We start from the raw sequence: 19,302 nt of genomic DNA on the forward strand, positions 1-19,302 counted from the left end.
TGAACCCTTTCTATTATAGCTGATCCAGTCTTACCTTAGTCCCATTACCAGAGTGTTCAGCTGGTTCTACTATAAGACGCTTTGTCAATCTGGCCTTTAACTCAGGTACGTGTGATATAACACCAATCGCAAAGTTTTCCATCTGAACTTTTTCAAGTGCTGTTACAACCGTATCAAGAAGATCTTGATCGAGCGTTCCAAATCCTTCATCTAAGAAGAAGAATTGAAGCGGGAACTTACCTCTTAACTGTATTTGTGCGGATAAGGATAGTGCTAATGCGAGTGAAGTCAAGAACGTCTCTCCTCCAGATAGAGAAGTAACCGGCCTCTTGATTCCTCCATTTGCATCATCCCGAATAACAAAACCGCTGTTGGAATCAACTTCGATCGCATAACGACCTCTTGTGAGCTTAGAAAGCCTGCTTGAAGCATCACGCGTGACATGAATGAGCTGCTCTTCAGCCATGAATTCAACAAACGCGTTTCCTCTAAATACGCTTTGAAGCTTTCCAAGTCTCTCCAGCAGTGCTGATACTTTTTGCTTTTCTTCTTCCAGCTCTTTGAATCGAGCGTGATTTTTTTCGATTGTAATCCAGTTCTGTTTTGCCTGACCTACAGCTTCCCTCGTCGCATCTGCTTCTAGCTTCCGTTCATTTAAAGCTGTTTGCTGTTGAAGCATCTCTTCTTCAGTAATCGGGCTGTCAGGAAGTTTTGCTTTTAATGCTTCAATAGCTGCTTTTACCTCTTTGCACTGATCAGAATAGATCGTGAGCTGATCTTCCCATTTTTGTTGAGAAGCTTCATCTCTAACAGACTCTGAATACTCTTCAAAACTGTTGAAAATTGAATTTTGCAGCTTCTCATTCCATTGGGCATGAGCTTTCTCGCTTCTTTTGAGAGCATCTTCAAAACGCTGCAGAATGGAATGAAATGCTTTGTCAGCTTCCAAAAATAGTTTTCGTGAACGTTCATATTGTTCTACAGTATCCTTATATGCGGTCGCAACTGTTTTCAGCTGTTTATCGACGGCTTCATATTGTTCACTTGCTTTGTTATCACCTAAACGGTCCAATAGCTTTTCTTTAAGATGCTGAATATCTTTATTCAACATTTTGATCTGATTCTTACTTGTGTTTATGGAGAACTCAAGTTTTCTGTTCTCTTCTTTTCGTTTTTCTATTTTACTGATTTGTTTTTCAAGAAAATCCATAGCTACTTTAAGGCTTTCTTGAATCTCACTCTGCCTTGTTTCACGCTGTTCAAACTCTTCTTTTACTTCATTCAGGTTATCTAACTCAAAAGATATTTCTGCCTCTTTCCATTCAGTTGAAATCTCTTCTTTAGACTTTTTATTAGCTGTTAGTTTTTGTTGAAGCTCATTCACCTGCTTGTCAGCATATTCATAGTTAAACATGAGATGCTCAAACTGCTTTTGCTGTTCGTCAAATCGGGTTGAAAGTGCATCAAATCTGTTTTCGAGTGAAAGCTGATCTTGAACTGTCCCTTTTACTTTCGTTGAGTGCTCTTTCAGTTTCTCATCATCAAATGTTTTGGCAAATTTGATACTCTCAGTTACTGCAGCATCACTGGCTGCAGCTGTTTCCTCGCTTGGTATATTCATCTTTGACCAGATTTTATCTGACAATTTTTCAAGCGTTTCTGAAAGATGCAATAAATCACGGTGCTTATTTTGCAAAGTAACTTTTGCAGCTTCTAAGAACTCTATTTTGTCATCGTTACTTTCAAAGTCATCTTTTGATTCATTAAACGGATAAGGGTGAACAGTCGAGCCGCAAACCGAACATGGCTCGTTCTCTTCCAACTGCGAAGATAGCTGGGCAGCCAGATGCTTAATCTTACATTTTTCCTGGTGCTCTTTTTCCCGTTTAAGTGTTTCGTGTAATGAAAGAGACAGACTTTCGTTTTCTCTCATCGCATTTTGTGCTTCATTATATAAAGACAAAACGTCACTTGATAGAGCTTTCCAATTTTCGATGCTAGTGCTGATCGTGCCCTTTACATGTTTTATGTTTTGGTTCATCTTTTCCAGGTTTTCTACTGCTTGTTTAAGCTCGTTTTGAATACTTTGTTCTTCATTTTGTAAGCTTTGAAAACGCTGTGAGAGCAATAGAGCAGACTGCAATACCGATCGTTCTTTATGATTGATCTCAATCGCCGTTAATTCTTCTTTTAAAGAACTTTGTTTGTTCTTTCCTTTTTCAAGCAAGCCAATCGCATCTTCTTCAGATTTTTTTCCAATGGAATAAGAGCTTTCCATTTCAGAAAGTTTTATGGTTTCTTTCTGAAGCTCTGCTTCCTTTTCATTGAGATCTTTTTCCCACTGAAAAGCTTCTTCTAATACACTGAGTCTTCTAATTAATTCTGGCTCTTCTTTTTCTTTTGTTTCTTTCGTTTGTTCGTACTGTTTCTCATGTTCAACAAAAAGCTTTTTGAGCTTTTCGGCATTTTGTTCAAGCTGTTCTTTTTCCGTGCCAAGTTCCTTTTTAACCCTGTTGGATTCAAGCCATTCTTCTGCATATGGTGTAAGACGGTCAGCCATTACTGCTTTTTTATGAAATTGCTTCAGCTGTTCCATTTCAGGCAATTGCAAGTCCAGCTCTTTTTGCCTTAAAAGAAGTTTTTCATTTTCTGATTGTGTTTCCCAAAATGTTTTTTTTAGTTTATATGTTTCTTCTTCTGCTTTTAAAAGTTCTGAAATGTTAACCAGAGCTCGTTCTTTTTCCTTGAGCTGCGACTCCGCTTCCTGTAAGGCTTCATGTGAAGCATCGCCTAATCCAGATTGTTCTGCTGTAATCTCATTCAGACGGTTCTTTTGTTCATCAGCTCTCTTCTTAAGCTTTTGATTTAAAACATCGCCATATTTTTCTAACTGAAAAAGACGCTGAAGCATCTGTCTTCTGTCTGCACCTTTTAACGATAAAAATTCAGCAAATTTTCCTTGTGGAAGTACAACTGCACGAGTAAAGTCTTCTATCGTAAGGCCTAAAAGTTCTTGAACGAGCTTTGTGACATCCCTTTCTTTGTCAGCGTGTACAACAGATTCACCATTAACGGACTCGATCAATCTAGAAGTGCTCGTACGAATCGTATGTTCACCTGTTCTTTTGTAGGAACGTTCAACCGTGTAGTTTTTTTCGGCATCACCTTGACCTAACTGAAACGAAAAAGAGACAGAGAGCTTATCTTCAGCCTGATTCATGATTCCATGTGTTCCGCCAGCAGCACGCTCCACTTTACCGTAAAGCGCTAGTGTTACGGCATCCAGAATCGTTGATTTTCCGCTACCTGTTGGTCCAAAAATCCCAAAGACTCCACCCGAACAAAGCTCACTAAAAGGTATAGTCTGTGGTTCACGAAAGCTTTGGAGTCCAGAAACATTTAAATGTAGTGGTCTCATCCCGCACTCTCTCCTTCCCCATCCTCTTCGCCTACGAGATCGAGGAAAAGTGAAATCAGTTCTGGATCAGGTACAGCTCCGCCAGTCTGACGTTTATAAAAAGTCGTAAAAAGCTCATCTACCGGAAGCTTTTGTGTAGAAACGCTGATCTCTTCACCTAACTTTTCTGTAAAAACCGGCTTGATATGAACAATACCATCATGTGCTTTTCTGAGTCTTTGAATCTCCTCCATGGATAGAGCATCCTGTACATGAACCGACAGATCAATCCAGCAATTGTGATGCAGACCATCCTGAATGCCTTGAAAGACTTCTGAAACACCATTCTTTGCTTCCCATGCTACTAGAGGTTTGCCGCATGTTAAGTGGATCTCTTCTACTTTTGCTTTTTGATTTGGTTCAACATCAATAATCGTTACAGATTTAGATTGACCGCTCTCAGAAAAGCTGTACGATAGCGGAGATCCTGAATAACGTGCTTCTGTTTTAGCCCGCTTGATAATTTGTGGCCTGTGCAGATGGCCAAGTGCTACGTATTGAGCAGCAGCTGGAAGACTTTCTGCTGCCACCGTGTAAGCTCCGCCAATATGTACGGGACGCTCTGAATCGCTCTCCTTGCTTCCTGCAACATATAGATGACTCATTGCGAGGTGTACATTTCCAGGTGTGTATCTAGACGTTATTTCCTTAAAGTAGGAATCTACCCAATCATCATACTGGCTGCGAACGTCAAGTTCTTCAGCTGATTCACTCAACAGCATCTTCAAACGGGATTCAGACGGATAAGGAAGTGCCGCGATCTCCAGCATCTCTCCAGTCCTGCTGATCGGAACCCTCTGCAGCTCTAAAGTCGGAAGCCCGACAAGCGTAATGCCCAGCTCCTTCGCTAGCGGAAAAGAAGCCGCGAGTCTGTCTGGATGATCATGGTTTCCAGCTATCGCGATAAAAGGACATTCACCTTTTCGGCTGATCCGGGCGAGTGTTTCATAGAACATCTGTTCAGCAGCTGCAGGGGGATTCACCGTATCGAAAACATCCCCTGCCATGAGAACTGCATCAATTTTTTCTCTGGAAACAATCTCTACTAGTTCATCTAAAAAAGCTTGCTGTTCTTCAAGCCTGCTGCGCCCTTCCAAAGAACGTCCCAAATGCCAGTCAGCGGTGTGAAGCAATCGCATCGTATCCCCCCTATTTCACTTGCAGAATGTGTCCACCGTCAAAGAAATAGAGATAACTCTCTTTTACCGGTTTCTTTAAAATTCTTTCAATTGCTTTTGCGTACAATGTCAGCTGCATTTCATATCTGTTTAAGAGTGTTTCTTTCGCTCCTGAAAATCCATTGGTAAATCTGTTCTGTATCTTATCTGTTTTATAGTCGATTAAAATAAATCCATCGTCATCTTCTATCAGACAGTCGATAACACCCTGAACAAGTACATGCTCCTCTTCCCCGCTCCAGTTATCCCTCGTTTCAGAAAGGGGAAGTGCCATGCTGAACGGAATTTCCCGCTTTATGTTTACGTTCTCTATCACTCTCTGTCCGAGGGGACTATCTATAAATTCTTTTATTTGCTCTAACTGGATATAACGGGCTTGTTCTGAGGTCAGAAGCTCTCTTGATTCCATCATGGCAACCTGTTCTTGCAAGTCTTCTAGAGTTTGAGATTTCTTAAATTCCACATGCTGCATAACCATATGCATAGCTGTACCGGCTTCAGCAGCATTCAACTGAGACTCCTGCATGAATCGTGGCCGTTCATGGATAACGGGCTGGGCTGCTTTTACAAGATCAGTACTGCTGTATTCATCTGCTGTCTGAAACTGCTTTTTTAATTCTGTAACAGATTGCTTCGAGCGCGTTACAGTGGAAGATTTATGTTCATATTGCCACGCTAGGCGGTTGGCGATCTCCTCTTTTGCTTCGCTCGAGATCTCAACCGGCTCGGATTGCTGCAGTTTCAAAAGGAGCTCTTCTTGTTTCTGCTCTTGTGCTGTCTCAAGTTCTTCGTAATCACTCGCTGGAAGAATCGTAATCTTCCAATCTGTTTCATCTATGAAAACTTCTCCTCTTCCTCGTTCACCAGTACCAAGTACAGATAATAGAGGGCCAGCATTTTTATGCCGAATCACCGCACGCCCGATCCAATCCAGATAACTTTTTACTCCTGCACGTTCATGATCAGGAAGCAGCCAGTTCTCTACATAAAGAGAATCACTCCAGCTTTCAGCAGACTTTTCTATGTCATTCACCGTTCCGACCAGATACAATTTTTCTTTCGCACGAGTCAATGCAACATAAAGGACGCGCATTTCTTCTGCGATAAGCTCCATCTTCTTTCTGCCGATGATCGCCAATCGGGGAAGTGTCGGATAGGTTACACGGTATACCGGATTAATATATTGCGTTCCAAGACCGAGCTCTTTATGAAGCAGTACTTTTTCTTTTAGGTCTCTCGTGTTGAACTGCTTATTCAAGCCTCCGACAAAAACGATCGGAAATTCGAGACCTTTACTTTTATGAATGGTCATGATGCGTACAACGTCTTCTTGTTCACCGAGTGCTCTTGCTGCTCCAAGATCTTTGCCGCGTTCCTGCATCCTTTCGATAAAACGAAGGAAACGAAACAGCCCGCGGAATGAAGTGCTTTCATACATTTTTGCCCGATCGTATAACGCCCTTAAGTTGGCCTGTCTTTGTTTACCTCCAGCAAGACCGCCAACATAATCAAAGTAACCCGTTTCCCTATAAATGTCCCAGATCAGATCTGCCAGTGATCCTTGACGAGCCTGATGACGCCATGATTCGAGCTGTTTTAAGAATAAGAAAAGTTTCTCTTTAATTTCTGTATTTTCTCCTTCTTGACTGTACAGCTCGACTGCTCCAAGATAGTTGTCCTTTTTTTGAATGAGCCGGACGATTGCAAGCTCTTCACCTGTCAGGCCTACTACAGGAGACCGGAGAACCGCTGCAAGCGGTATATCTTGAAGCGGGTTATCGATTACTTTCAGCAGCGACATCATCACATGGATTTCTGTCGCATCAAAATATCCAGTCGAAAGTTCCGCATGAGCAGGAATTCCCTGCTGTTTAAATTCTTCCAAGATAACAGGTGCCCATTGAGAAGTCGCTCTAAAAAGCAAGACGATGTCTTTGTACTTTGCAGGTCGCATCATCTTTGTTTTTTTATCAAGAACAAGATGCGGCGTATCCCCCGTTGTCCCGACGATTTCTTTAATTCTTTCAGCAATTACACGCGCTTCGAGCTGAACGGTCTCAAGGTCCGACTTTTCCAGTTCACCGCTCTCAAGTCCTTCTTCATCCATGACAGGCTGACTTTTATTAATCAAGATCAGTTCAGGTTCGTTTCCTGGCTGATCTGGGTAATAGTCTGCACCTAATTTAAGTTCAGCGTCTTCACTGTATTCAATCTCTCCGACTGTTTCGTTCATAATCTGCCTGAACAAATAGTTCGTAGCCTGTAGAACGCCGTTTCTGCTTCTGAAGTTCTTAGCAAGGTCGATTCGAAGTCCGTTCCCGCCTTCTTTTGTGAACTGCTTATACTTTGATAAAAAGAGAAGCGGTTCAGCAAGCCTGAAGCGGTAGATAGACTGCTTCACATCACCAACCATGAACATGTTTCCTGAATCAGCGTCCTTTGAAACGAGACGGACAATGGATTCCTGAACAAAGTTTGTATCTTGATATTCATCCACTAAAACTTCGACGAAACGCTCGCGGTATTCAGCTGCTGCATCAGAAGGAATTGGATTTTCCATCGTTGAACCTTCACCTTTTAGTACTTGCAAACAATAATGCTCAAGATCTCCAAAATCGACGAGTGATTTTTCCCGCTTTGCCGATGAGTATCTGCGACCGAATGCTTTTACAAGTGAAGATAGCTCTCTTACGATCGGTGCCATCTCTTCAATATGCGCAACATACGAATCAGGGTGGCGTTCAAAGAATTCCTCTTTCAAACTGACCGTTTTCTTTTTTATGGTGTCTCTCATTGCTTTTACTTTATTCTTTAGTTCTTCATCAACATCTTTTCCTCTGACCGCTTTTAGCTTTGGCGGTTCATACGTTTGGAAAACTTCGTATAGTTGACTCCAGCTCTCTTTCACTTGATTCAGCGACTTCAAAAATTCTAGATCTACTTCAAGAGTCGCTGCATAAGGGAGCGGACCTCCTGGAATTTCTGCAAGGTCACGCGCACGTACTGCCATCGCTTGCAGTCCTTCTAACTGCAGGGAAATATCCGTAAGCAGCTCTTTTGTCCACGGAAGTTCATCGATCGACGATGCATTGATCTCGTAAGTTTCTGCCATTTGATCGAGCCATCCTTCAGGGTCTGGATGACTTCTTGAAAAGTCATAAAGGGTAAGAACGAGCTTCTGAAGGTCCATATCATTCCGATCTGAACTGTAGGCGTCAACCACTTGATAAAAAGTATGGTCTTCTCCCTTGCTGTACTCTTCTTCAAAAAGTTCCTCGATCACTTCCTGACGGATAAGTTCTGCTTCTGTTTCTTCAGCAACCCTGAACCCTGGATCGAGATCTGTTTCGTAATAATACTTTCTTAAGACTTCAATACAAAAGGAATGAAGGGTAGAGATGGAAGCTTTGTTCAACAAATTCAATTGTCTTCTAAGATGCAGAGAAGAAGGGTGATGAGTCAGCTCCTTATCGATCGCTTCCCCAATACGCTTGCGCATTTCTGCAGCTGCCGCATTTGTGAATGTAACGATGAGCAATCTGTCTACATCTGCAGACTGCTCTCTTATCATCGTAATAATTCTTTCAACGAGAACGGCTGTTTTCCCAGAACCTGCCGCTGCCGCTACGAGTATATTTTCACCTCGTGCCTGAATAGCTTGCCATTGTTCATCCGTCCAGGTTGACCCTTCTGGTTTTGGAATTAATGTTTTCAAATGAGGCTGCCTCCTTCCTCTTGCATTTTTTCTAAAATGATTTCATCTTTTTCTGGTTTCAGCTGACGGTATTGATTTTCTTCAAGTGTCTGATCAAACTGGCAGACCGGTTTATAGGAACAGAACGTGCAAGGCACCTTCTTTTTCATTTCATAAGGCGCAATATCGATCACGCCGTCGGTAATACCTGTTCCAGAGCTGACAGCCATTTTACGCGCATGATGTCTCATCGTTTCAAAATTAGAAGCCGAAGCAACGGACGAGTGCGACTTATGAAATCCGTTATTCGTAAGGGCAACTGGAATAATGTTAGAACGCTTATCCATCGTGCTGTCCATTAATTGCACGGCCTCTTCTTCTGCTAATACGAGACCTTTCATCTTGAATTTTTTCAGCACTTCTTTTTCAATCTCGTCAGCAGTCAACAGCTTCTTTTGATTTAGAAGAGGGTTATGAACATGGAAATATAGCACACCTGCAGGAATGGATTCTTGTCCAAGCCATTTCTCAGAATGTGCGACTGCAACATCCAGATATGTGAGCATCTGCAGTGCGATGCCATGATACAGCTCAGCAAGATTTAATCCTGTTGAACTCGACTTGTAGTCGATAACACGCATTAAGAGCCCTTTGGAACTAGCGGCAGTATCCACTCTATCGATACGACCAACTACTTCCATCGTTGTGCCGTTCGGCAGCTTGTAGACTAATGGCGGCAGCGTCCCGCCTGTTCCGAATGCCAGCTCAAGGCCTGCTGGAGTAAATCCGCTCGCTTTTGCATGTTCGCTTAAAATATGCGAAGCCTTGCCCACAACTTCTTTCAGCTTCTTTTTTATATAAAGATGGCGGTTAGAGCTTAACAGGATCTCATGCTGAAGCTGAGGAGCCAAGAGATCGACGATATCTCCTGCCATCCGGTAGCAGTCTCCTTTTGAAAGATCGCTCCACTGGACTCTCCTCTGCTGCAGTGCATCGTTCATCTGTTTCAACGCAGCATGAAACAGCTGTCCGATATCAGGCGCTTCCAATTTGTACATCTGACGCTCCTTCAGTTTCAGCCCGTACGACATGAACTGTGAAAACGGACAAGACTGAAATAACTCCATGCGCGAAATACTCGTTAAGATGCTCTCTCCATAGAGTTCTTTTGATACAGAAGCGCTTAAAGGTGCTTCACGGTTAAAGTAAAACAAACTCGATATCGCTTTTTTTGCATAGTGGTCATACTGATCATCGGTAATGATCCAATTATAGACATCCCACCAAACGGATGAGATCGGATATCCCTTCTTCCATTCCCGAAGCTGTGCACTTAAATAGGACACACTTTTCAGAGGATGCTGAACAAATGATAGATCATCTTCAACACCAGGTTCATTTTGATAGAGATGCTCTTTCAGATCAGGAAACAGGTCACGCATCCTTTGGATGACCATGGATGGCTGCAATGTCTTTCCTTCTTCATCAGCCAGCGCATAAGATACGAACAGCCGGTCGCTGCCGTTCGTCAATGCCAGATAGATCATAAATTGTTCGTCCAGCAGCTTTCTTCTTGCAGAAGGTGCCAGCAGAACACCGTTTCTTTCAAGCGCTTCTCTCTCATCTTCAGACAACAGACCATCATCTTTTGGTTTAAGTGGTATGATGCCATCGTTGACCCCTAATAAAAAGTTAACTTTCACATCTGTGAAACGGGATCGCTCCAAAGTTCCTGCCAGCACCTGATCCAGCGATGGCGGAACAAGAGCAAACTTCATACTTTCAAGCCCCGTCTCAAGCATCTGCATCCATGTTTCTTTGGAAAGCTTCTCGCTTCCAGTCAGCTCTACCATTTCATCTAAAAGACCCAGCACTGCATTCCACACCTGCCCATGTTCACGCGCTGCTCTAAGTTTCCCTTCAGATTCAGCATGAAGCTTTAAGCGTTCAAGTTTCATAGGAACAGAGAGGTCTTCTAAATATTTGTAGAGTGATGTACACAAATCTGCTACCGTTTCGCTCTTAGATAGATCTCTAGATAGTCTTTTGAGAGGTGACACGATCATATCTCTAAGATCATTGATCAGCTGTTCTTTTTCGTCATCACGGCTCGTTTTTCCGAAATCATCAGCTTCAAATCCTCTGAATCTCTTATACTTCCAAGGTTTTGAATCTGTCCACCTGCTGCCTTGGATGCCGAGGGCCAAGACATAGTTTTCCAGTTCATCCATACATTTTCTAATCTCTGATGTAGTTTTTCTCATCTCATCAAGCGGATAGAGCATGTCTGTTTTTACAGCACGAAATACAGCTTCATACCGCCAGTTCTTTAACACTACGTCCAATGAAGAACGAATCAGTTCGATGAGCGGATGATGAAGCATTGATTTTTTTTGGTCTAGGAAAACAGGTATCCCATAATCGGAAAATACCGTCTCAATAAGAGGCTGATAACTGCCGGCATTTCTGACCGTTACCGCAATATCCCGGTATCTGTATCCTTCATCACGGACAAGTTCAATAATTCTTCTGGCTGCACCTTCAACTTCTGACCTTAAGTTGACTCCGGCTGCTAAGTGGATCCCCTCAGGATTTGAATAGCTGATCGCAGGTCTCGCATCGTATTGTTTTTCAATATGTGCAATCGCAGGAGAAGTGAATTTTGGCGTATGAGAGAGCACGATTGGCTCTTCAATCTCCACATTCATCTCTTTCGCTTTTTGTGTAAGAACTTGTGCTGTCTTCTTTGTCATATAAAAGAGATCCAACTCATGCGGATCAGAGTCCGGCTGATACGATTCCTCTGAGGTCAAGGCAATCGTTACTTTTTTTGCATGCGCCATGAGTCCAGCGGCCGCTTCAAGTTCTTGCGGTGTAAATGAATGGAAACCGTCTATGTAAATCTCGCAGTCCTTTATCGTATCTGAATAAGGTATTTTCTCCTGCAGCAGTTTCAAATAATCTTCAGAATCTAAATATTTTCCGGCAAGAGCTTTTTCAAGAGCGCCAGTTATGATACTTAAGTCAGACAGCTTGTCTTTTAGCACTTTTTTGTTGTTTTCTTTTTGACCAAGTGAAAGCAGCGTTTCTGCATTATATGAAAGATCTTCTGATGACACACAATACCGCTTTAATTCTGTTGTCATAAGCTCGAGTAATTCATAAAAGCCACTCTGTTCAGAAGCTTTCTTAAAGATCTTCAGTTCTTCTTTTTTGCTTTCAATTATTTTACGAAGCATCATCCTCACACCAGTGCTTGTGATGTGCATTCTTGTCATCCCGCCTGTTTCACCAAGAATGCGCCAAGCCAAGCGTGAAAAACTATAAACTTGAGCACGAATCATCCCATTTAATCCGGGAGTTGATGCAAGCTTATACTCAGATTGAAAGGTCATCTGATCTGGCACTAAATAAATGATAGGACTCCCCGTTGGGTTCTCTGCAAGTTTTTCACGTATCTCTTGAAAGACAGAGTGGGACTTTCCGCTGCCGGATCGTCCCAGAATAAATTGCAAACTCATATTTTTCATCCCCTGTTCCGAACACTAATTCTGCTTTTATTATCTCACAATCTACTAGCAGGGCAAAGGCTAGTATGCTCAAAACCCATCAAATACGGCTGGTATTTAAAGGATACCTAAAGAAAAGGCTTTTCAGTGAATCTGGCAGCTCTTGAAAGTAGTTGATTTCCGCTCCAGGTTGCTCGCTTTCCACGGGGTGTGCGGTGAGCCTCCTGCCGCTTTGCGCCGTTAAGGTATCTCCACCTGACCGCTCGTCCCGTAGGACAAGGAAGGCACCGGCAGCTTTACATCGCACGAAGTAAATGTGACTTTTCATTTTCGAGGAGTCTCGTATCTTGCGCTTCAATCAACTTGCACAAAAGATGAGATAGAAAAAATCAAAAGCATCAATCGATCTATTAGATATGAGCATAAAAACAAAAAAAACAGCTAAATGGTAAGCTGCTTTTCCTCGCTTGTTTGATGTTCTAATTTTAATGTGTTTCTCCCTGCTGCTTTTGCTTCGTAAAGGAGCGTATCTGCTCGCTGGATAATATCTGCTGGACGTTCTCCAATTTGATAAAAAGCAATCCCATAACTTAACGTAACAGGCAGTGCTCCTTCCTTGAGTGTATAGGGATACACTTGAAGATGAGTATTAACTTGCTGGATCGTTTTTGTCACTTCATATTCTTCTGCCGTTTCCATGATCCAGGCAAATTCTTCACCGCCATACCGATAAGCTTTACCTTCTTTTGCCGGCAAATATCGCTCAAATGCTGCAGCAACAAGTTTAAGGACTTCATCACCTATCACATGTCCATGTTTATCGTTAAAATCTTTGAAATGATCAATATCGCATAGAACTAACGCAAAAGGTTCATTCTTTTTCGTTTTCTCTAAAACATCTTCCTGGAACTTCCGGTGGTTCAGTAACCCTGTAAGATAATCTTGGAGAGACTGCAGCTGATACATATTTTTTTCGAAATAATATTGTCTTTCTTTAGATGCGATTACTCCTCCATACAGAGCGATCAGCCATAAAAATGACGTATTCATAAAGAACTGAAAGAAATCTGTGGTGTTCTGATATCCTCCATCTCTTAAAAAGAAGTATAGAATCGCTATAAAACTGGCACCACCTAGAATAAAAGAACCTTTTAACCTCCAGTAAAGAGCCGCATGAATAACAATCAAATATCCTACTGGCATGAAAGGACTTCCCGAGCCTCCAGTCAGCTGCATGAGCCAAACATATGCAATATAATCAAATAGGATTCCGCCTCTAGTAAAAACAAGGTAATAAAAAGATTTTTCAGGTGCTCGGTTTAAAACGATTTGAGTGGATGTCATATAAAGGATCCCTATTGTAAAAAGGGTCGGGAATGTTTCTTTGTCAAAATTCAAAACATCTGCGACCGGCTTGTAATAAAAAAGCGGTATACAAATGATAAGAAAGAACCATCGCAATAGTGAAGAGATGGTCTCAGATCGATGTTCAGTGATCACAAAAAAGTCTTTCATGCTGCCATCTTCCTTTGCATTTAGTTGCTATAATCAGGAAATTATAGCACATGGTCTTTCCTGTTTAATATTACTTAAACTTCCATTTAACAAAAAACATACTTAATTCTCAGAAGTTATGCTTTAACTTCTCTTTTATTGCTGTACATCCGTTCATCAGCAAGCTGCAGGTAATAGTCAATATTTTCACATGCATCACCTAATAGTTCGATCGCACCGTAAGCTAATGAAATAGATTTGTTCCAAGCCATCAGCTGGCTTTCCATCTTTTCAACCAGTTTGTAAGCGGCATCCTCTTTTATCCCTGGCAGTAAAAAGACAAATTCATCGCCGCCAAACCGGAAACCAGATAAAAGTTTTAACCGTTTAGATAACTCCGCAATCTGTTGTAAGAGTTCATCTCCAGCATGATGGCCATATTCATCATTGATATGTTTGAAGTTATTTATATCAAACATAACGAGTGTTATAGGCACATCTTGTTTTTGAGCTTTGTTAATTTCTTTTTCAAGGCAATCATAAAAATAACGGCGATTATATAGATTTGTAAGCGGATCACGGATACTGATCTCTTTTAAATCTTTAAATTGTTGGGATGAAAACCCGCTTAAAAAACCTGTTATCGCACGATGCGCGACCATGTTCCAGCGGTCCAGCATAAACAGCTGAACCTGCAGTGAGTCTGAAACGGTTATTCTTTTCATTTCATGCAGAACTGATTCTCTTATACTTGTTGAGAAACAAGCTAGCGCTTGATGAGGAATTCTCTGGTGTCTTAAGAAATGAATACCTGAGCGGAATGCTTTCTGTTCCGCTTGTTTCAAGAAATGCTGAAAACGTTCTTCCCGCAAAAATACAGCATGTACGATTCCACGCAAAAATTTCTCTAATATCTTTTCATATTGTTCAACAAAACCGTTCATGAACGAGCTGAAGTCATCAAACTGGCTTAAGTGTACTTTATGTGTATGTATCATCGCAGGAATCGACTTCATGTATTCCTTAAACAAGTTTTTTTTGAGTGTGCGTAATTCTAGTTGGAATTTTTCCATTATTGCAACCCCTCAAATCTTAAAAATTTGCATACAAAAAGCCATTACCCTTAAATAAAGGGAAATGGCTTTTAACGTTTGATAACATTAAAATATTCATTTAATGTTTTGTAAGTGTCGGATCTCAAACATCATTGACAGCGGAGTTTGCACGAAGACTGCTGTTGTACCGATTAATTCAGGTGCACTTTTCGTGAAATCTCGATCTGTCCCTTCTGAGTAAATCTTATCACCTTTAAAACATCAATAAATCCGTTCCCCTTTGGCAACCGGCTGCCATTGTATGTTTCTTCATACTTTAGGCCCATAGCTTTGCGTCCCAGTTTTTCAACTGGTTTGCCTTTAAACAAAGGTTTCTATTCGTTTATAGATATTATATCCTATGCAGGTAAATTGTGCCAATATTTTTTATAGGACTTTAATACCATTATTTATTACCCTTATTTATGGATAATTTTAACTTACGATAGTATCTATACCCAATTCTGATCATATTCAAAACAAAATACGGAATACGAATGGGAAAACGATAAAAAACAGGCTTATAAATCTTGAAATAAGCCCTTCGTAAATCCTTCCACTTTCGGCAAGGAATTTTCTTATAAAAGTCAGAGACATCTACTATTATACCTTTTCCTTTTGAAATCATGACGTTCTTGCCATGTACATCGCTCGGAAATAGTCCTCTATTTTTAGCATAATGCAAAGCCTCATCAATATCCTGGATGACACTTTCGGGGATTTTGACCCCTTTATGAACACAATCATAGAGGGTGATTCCCTCTATTCTCTTTAAAATCAAAAATCTTTTTTCTGTATAATAGCAAACAGAATAGCCCGGATGTTCTCCTAACCGTTCATAGACTTTTTTTTCTTCAAGAAGCCCATGCTCATCCCTGCCATAGATCTTCACGACATAAGAAGGATAGTCAGGATGATAAAGTACAGCGGCATAATTGCCGCATCCGAGTATCTTCCATGGGAAAGGGATATTCACTGGACATACAGGGTCAAACGGGTTGCGGCTTTCGATCATAATCTCTCTATTCAATTGTCGTGCCAGTTGGATAAAACGTTCCATGGTGTTTCCTCAATTTCTGATATTCTTCAGTCATAATATCATTCTGCATTACGTTCATTGTATACAGACAGAGTCAAAAAGGAAACAAAAGTAGGACTGATTATTTTGATGCTACTCGAAGATAGGACAGCATGAGGGTTTCTGCTTTGTTTTTTAAGTGGACGTTTGGAAATCGCATAATTTCACGATACCCCCTGATAAATATCTCATATTCAGTAATATCATGATCTCTTCGTCCATCCATCACTTTTATTTTTCTTTTTCTAAGTTCGATGCGGACATCATGAAGGTCCTTGCTTACTTGATTCATGATTTGTTCCAACAATGCAATATAAGGCCGTTTTAATTTAAAGGGAGAACGATTCACAACTTTTAAATCTCTGTCGAATAGAGTAAGCATAATCGGATACATCACAAATTTTTCAATAAGTGAACGTTCTTCTTCATTTCCATATTGCACGTCTATCCCCCCATTCTACGAAGGCAAAAACCTGAACTGCACAGATAAAATATTTTTCAGCTCGAATGTTCTTATTTGTTTGCGGACTGCGCAATAGGCGGTTATCAAATTACCGTCAAAGGAGTATGGCCTAATAAGTCTGTGGCTGATTACACCTTTCTCTGATAAATAGATCATTTCGATGGCTGCCCTCTCCTGGATGCATCTTAACAACATGTTCGTCATTAAAAAAACCTCCTTTTTTTTATTATATGCGAACAAACGTTCTTTTTATACAAGAAAAAAATACCTGCCCATAAAATGGCAGATATTTATCCTTTAATTCGGTTGTTGAGCGATTCCCATTGCTTCAAGCTCCTGATAAAGATTCCCTGAAATTGAGATTCCTTCAAAGCTGATTCCTAAAGAAACAACTGTTTGCGCTAATTCTGGGCGCATTCCGCTCAATGTAACTTTTACCCCTAAAAGTTTGAGCGAATTGATGACCTTAAACAGGTTGTGAGCCACCATCGTATCAATGACTGGCACACCTGATAAGTCGATAAATAAATGTTCAACTTGCAATTCAGTACACTTCTGAAGTGAAGTCTCCATAATTAACTTAGAACGGTGTGTATCAATTGTACCGACAAGCGGCAATACCGCAACAGTTCTTGTTAGTCTGACAACAGGAACAGAAAGCTCCTCAATCGCTTCACGTGCTAGACCAAGGACTTTGTTGTTGTTTTCAACATAAGCAACACTGAAAGCATGAACCGTCATATCTAATAAAGGATCAATAACAGAAGCTGCTTTTAGTACCGTCTCTACTGAAAAACTTTCATTATGTATCTCGTTACGGATGAAATCCCACAATACGATCCGAAAGAATCGGGTGCTTTTTAACGCCATGTCTAAAGGCACTTCGTATTGAACCGCAAGTTCGCCACTCATCTTTCCCCATTCGATAAACCGAGGTTCAACATCCTCCATTTTTTGATAAAGTGCCTCTCCAAAGTAACTAAATAAATCTCCGCGGAGCTTCAAAACCTGGTCAGTAAGCTCTGATACAGGTTCGCCATACTCAGCTCTCACTTCATCAATTTTTCTGGCAAGATCGTATTTGTGTGTAAGGATCTTTTGCCCCAATTCGTGCAATTGACGTTCCATCTTGTCTATAATCCCCCTATAGAAATAAAAATGATTGCATACCACTTATCTATATACCATTATTATACATAAGCTAAACCTGTTTTTTAGAATTTCATGTCGATTTTTGTTCTTTTACTAGTAAGGAGGTACTATGAAGATTTGGTTTGGGTTTATTTTAGGCATTTTTGCAATGTCTCACTGGTCCATCAATGCTTTTGCCTGGGAATTAAAGGCGGACACTATGGGTGAACGTATCGGGGCTGTTTCTTTGGGCGTTGTTATTTTATTATTCATTTTACTGTTCATCTATAAACGGTACCATTCTTCATTTTTTCACGGTTTTATTGCTGCGATCGGATTATTTTTAACAGTAGACAACATCTTGTTTCATTGGGTATTTCAGCTGCACAGAGTAACGAGCGGACCTGAAGCAAATGTGCTGGAACCTTTATTTGTTATAGCAGGGATCGGCTTGGTGTTTTACACGTGGAAAAAAGAACGGCAGATCATCTAGTCGTGTTCAATGTAAACGGCAAAACCAGCAGCTTTTGCTTTTGCTGCAAGTTTTTGTGCGTTATCTCTGGATGAAAACGCCCCGATCTGCACTTTAAAAAGGTTGTGTGGTGAAGTTGCTGAATCTTTGAATTCTTCAAGATTAACCAGCATTTTTTTAAATTCATATGTAACATCTTCTATAAAGAATGGAAAACTTTTATCATATTGATGAAAACAGTTCAGCGGATCTGTTCTTCTCTTCGGATCCAGCTGAAAGTGTCCTTTAATATGAGTCTCTGGATTCCAGTGGAATTTCTCACACAAATAAGCAAAGAACCAAACGTAGCGATTGTAGGCTTCCGAAAAATTAATTGAAGGTCCATAACAGAGCTCTACCCCGATCGCCCAATCATTCGCATCTGAGACATTTGATCGAACATGCCAGGCTTTTTCATGCAATGGAATGATGACAAGTATTTCTTTATCATCAATAAAAACATGAGCTGACGCTTCTAGTTGTCTGCTGTTAAAATAATTAAAATTCTGCCTGGCTGTTGAACCTGGGTTTCCAGTATCATGTGCGACTGCATATCGAGGAACCCGGTTTCCGCCTGGACGCTGCTTAAGTTCCTTTTTGATAGGCTGGTTCGTAATCAAGTATTTCTCCTTCAAAGTAACACCTCCCAATTAATAACCTCATTTATAAATGTTTTTCTGCATAAAAAAAGAGCCATAGCGGCTCATTTTTTTGCTCTTTCAAAAGTTTGTTGCTTTAAAGTAATTTTGTTCATTCCCTTCGAATGACAAAGTTGATTGGAGCGCAAGGTGCAAGACTCCTCGAAAATGAAAATCAATTTTCTTCGTGCGATGCATTGCTGTCGTAGCCTTCCTAGTCCTGCGGGACGAGCGGTCAGGTGAGACCACTCAAAGGCGCAAAGCGGCGAAGGGGCTCACCGCACGCCCCGCGGAAAGCGAAGCAACCTGGAGCGGAAATCAACTACTTACAAGAGAAACATAGTTTGCGAAACAGCCTTTTTTTACATTCCACCAGGCGGCGATTGAGTTGTGATTGCCCAGATCCAATAGGCGATGCCTACTAAAAAACCAAAACCAAGAAGCACAAAAAACAATGTTGAATTCTTCATCTAACATTCCCCTTAACCCTTTTACTTTCTTTCTTATTAAATATAAATTATCATATACTTAGAGAAGAAACAAAAAGCAAGGGTGTTAATATGGAAAATAATGAGCAATCCCAATCAAGAAATAATTTAGAACGCGAATTGGAAATGAGTTTACGCAGACTTTTTCGGACTCTCCGAAAAGGTTTGAATGAAGTTTATACCGATTATATTCCAAGCAATGAATTTGCAGTTCTGCAGACTCTTCACAAGAACAGTCCATTAATGGCTTCTGAGATCGCCAATGAATTAAAGGTTTCATCCAGTCATATCACAGCTGTAACGGACCGGCTTGTTGGAAAGAACTATATTCAGAGGGTACGTTCAGATTCTGACCGCAGGATTGTATATCTGGAAATTACTGAAGACGGCAAAAAGATTGCAAATGAAATGGATCAGATTAAAAACGAGTATTTAGCTAAGAAATTTACGAATTTATCAGAAGAAGAAATGAAATTCATGGTCGCTGCTTCTACAAAACTGCTTGATTGATTAGGCAGTTTTGCTTTTTTTAGATACTTCACTTTATTAATTATTTGCTAGATGAAT

At 40.8% G+C, this 19,302-nt stretch carries 13 protein-coding genes and 1 riboswitch; of the genes, 2 read left to right on the forward strand and 11 right to left on the reverse strand.

Translation table 11 applies throughout. From position 1 onward, the window contains the following. Positions 1–13: 13 nt before the first annotated feature. From EV282_RS11530 to EV282_RS20585, 10 genes are all read right to left on the reverse strand, one after another. A complete protein-coding gene (locus tag EV282_RS11530) occupies positions 14–3,418 on the reverse strand; it encodes an AAA family ATPase (RefSeq protein ID WP_130295951.1) in 3,405 nt (1,134 codons plus the stop codon). After that, on the reverse strand, positions 3,415–4,596 hold the full coding sequence (locus tag EV282_RS11535; protein ID WP_130295952.1) for a metallophosphoesterase family protein: 1,182 nt from the start codon (positions 4,594–4,596) through the stop codon (positions 3,415–3,417). The genes EV282_RS11530 and EV282_RS11535 overlap by 4 nt, the downstream gene beginning before the upstream one ends. 10 nt (positions 4,597–4,606) lie before the next feature. Then, complete coding sequence (gene addA, locus EV282_RS11540; protein WP_130295953.1) at positions 4,607–8,350, reverse strand: helicase-exonuclease AddAB subunit AddA; 3,744 nt, start codon at positions 8,348–8,350, stop codon at positions 4,607–4,609. Continuing rightward, positions 8,347–11,850, reverse strand: coding sequence for a helicase-exonuclease AddAB subunit AddB (addB, locus tag EV282_RS11545; RefSeq protein WP_130295954.1), 3,504 nt, complete (start codon positions 11,848–11,850; stop codon positions 8,347–8,349). Before addB ends, addA begins: the two co-directional genes overlap by 4 nt. Positions 11,851–12,279: 429 nt before the next feature. Beyond that, positions 12,280–13,353 carry a GGDEF domain-containing protein gene (locus tag EV282_RS11550; RefSeq protein ID WP_130295955.1) on the reverse strand — a complete coding sequence of 358 codons (1,074 nt, stop codon included), beginning with the start codon at positions 13,351–13,353 and terminating at the stop codon, positions 12,280–12,282. Positions 13,354–13,469: 116 nt separating this feature from the next. Then, the gene (locus tag EV282_RS11555; RefSeq protein ID WP_130295956.1) at positions 13,470–14,405 is read right to left on the reverse strand and encodes a GGDEF domain-containing protein; all 936 of its coding nucleotides are present in this window, start codon (positions 14,403–14,405) and stop codon (positions 13,470–13,472) included. Between the two features lie 261 nt (positions 14,406–14,666). Further along, positions 14,667–14,756, reverse strand: a riboswitch (cyclic di-GMP riboswitch). Between the two features lie 76 nt (positions 14,757–14,832). Beyond that, positions 14,833–15,486 carry a serine/threonine protein kinase gene (locus EV282_RS11560; protein WP_130295957.1) on the reverse strand — a complete coding sequence of 218 codons (654 nt, stop codon included), beginning with the start codon at positions 15,484–15,486 and terminating at the stop codon, positions 14,833–14,835. A 100-nt stretch (positions 15,487–15,586) separates the two neighbouring features. Beyond that, on the reverse strand, positions 15,587–15,946 hold the full coding sequence (locus tag EV282_RS11565; protein WP_130295958.1) for a hypothetical protein: 360 nt from the start codon (positions 15,944–15,946) through the stop codon (positions 15,587–15,589). 15 nt (positions 15,947–15,961) lie between these two features. Next, positions 15,962–16,171, reverse strand: coding sequence for a hypothetical protein (locus EV282_RS11570; protein ID WP_130295959.1), 210 nt, complete (start codon positions 16,169–16,171; stop codon positions 15,962–15,964). Between the two features lie 93 nt (positions 16,172–16,264). After that, positions 16,265–17,095: an STAS domain-containing protein gene (locus tag EV282_RS20585; protein WP_130295960.1), complete on the reverse strand. Its 831-nt coding sequence runs from the start codon at positions 17,093–17,095 to the stop codon at positions 16,265–16,267. Positions 17,096–17,228: 133 nt separating this feature from the next. Here EV282_RS20585 and EV282_RS11580 point away from each other — a divergent pair, with 133 nt between their 5' ends. Continuing rightward, positions 17,229–17,591: a hypothetical protein gene (locus EV282_RS11580; RefSeq protein WP_130295961.1), complete on the forward strand. Its 363-nt coding sequence runs from the start codon at positions 17,229–17,231 to the stop codon at positions 17,589–17,591. On the opposite strand, the gene EV282_RS20590 is transcribed toward EV282_RS11580, so the two are convergent. Next, positions 17,588–18,244, reverse strand: coding sequence for a peptidoglycan recognition protein family protein (locus EV282_RS20590; RefSeq protein ID WP_130296966.1), 657 nt, complete (start codon positions 18,242–18,244; stop codon positions 17,588–17,590). The two genes, EV282_RS11580 and EV282_RS20590, sit on opposite strands and share 4 nt — an antisense overlap. A gap of 563 nt (positions 18,245–18,807) precedes the next feature. On the opposite strand from EV282_RS20590, the gene EV282_RS11590 reads away from it, so the two are divergent. Further along, on the forward strand, positions 18,808–19,245 hold the full coding sequence (locus EV282_RS11590) for a MarR family winged helix-turn-helix transcriptional regulator (RefSeq protein WP_226534463.1): 438 nt from the start codon (positions 18,808–18,810) through the stop codon (positions 19,243–19,245). The last annotated feature ends 57 nt before the right edge of the window (positions 19,246–19,302 follow it).

The sequence above is a fragment of the Fictibacillus sp. BK138 genome (genome assembly GCF_004216955.1).
Lineage (GTDB): Bacteria > Bacillota > Bacilli > Bacillales > Fictibacillaceae > Fictibacillus.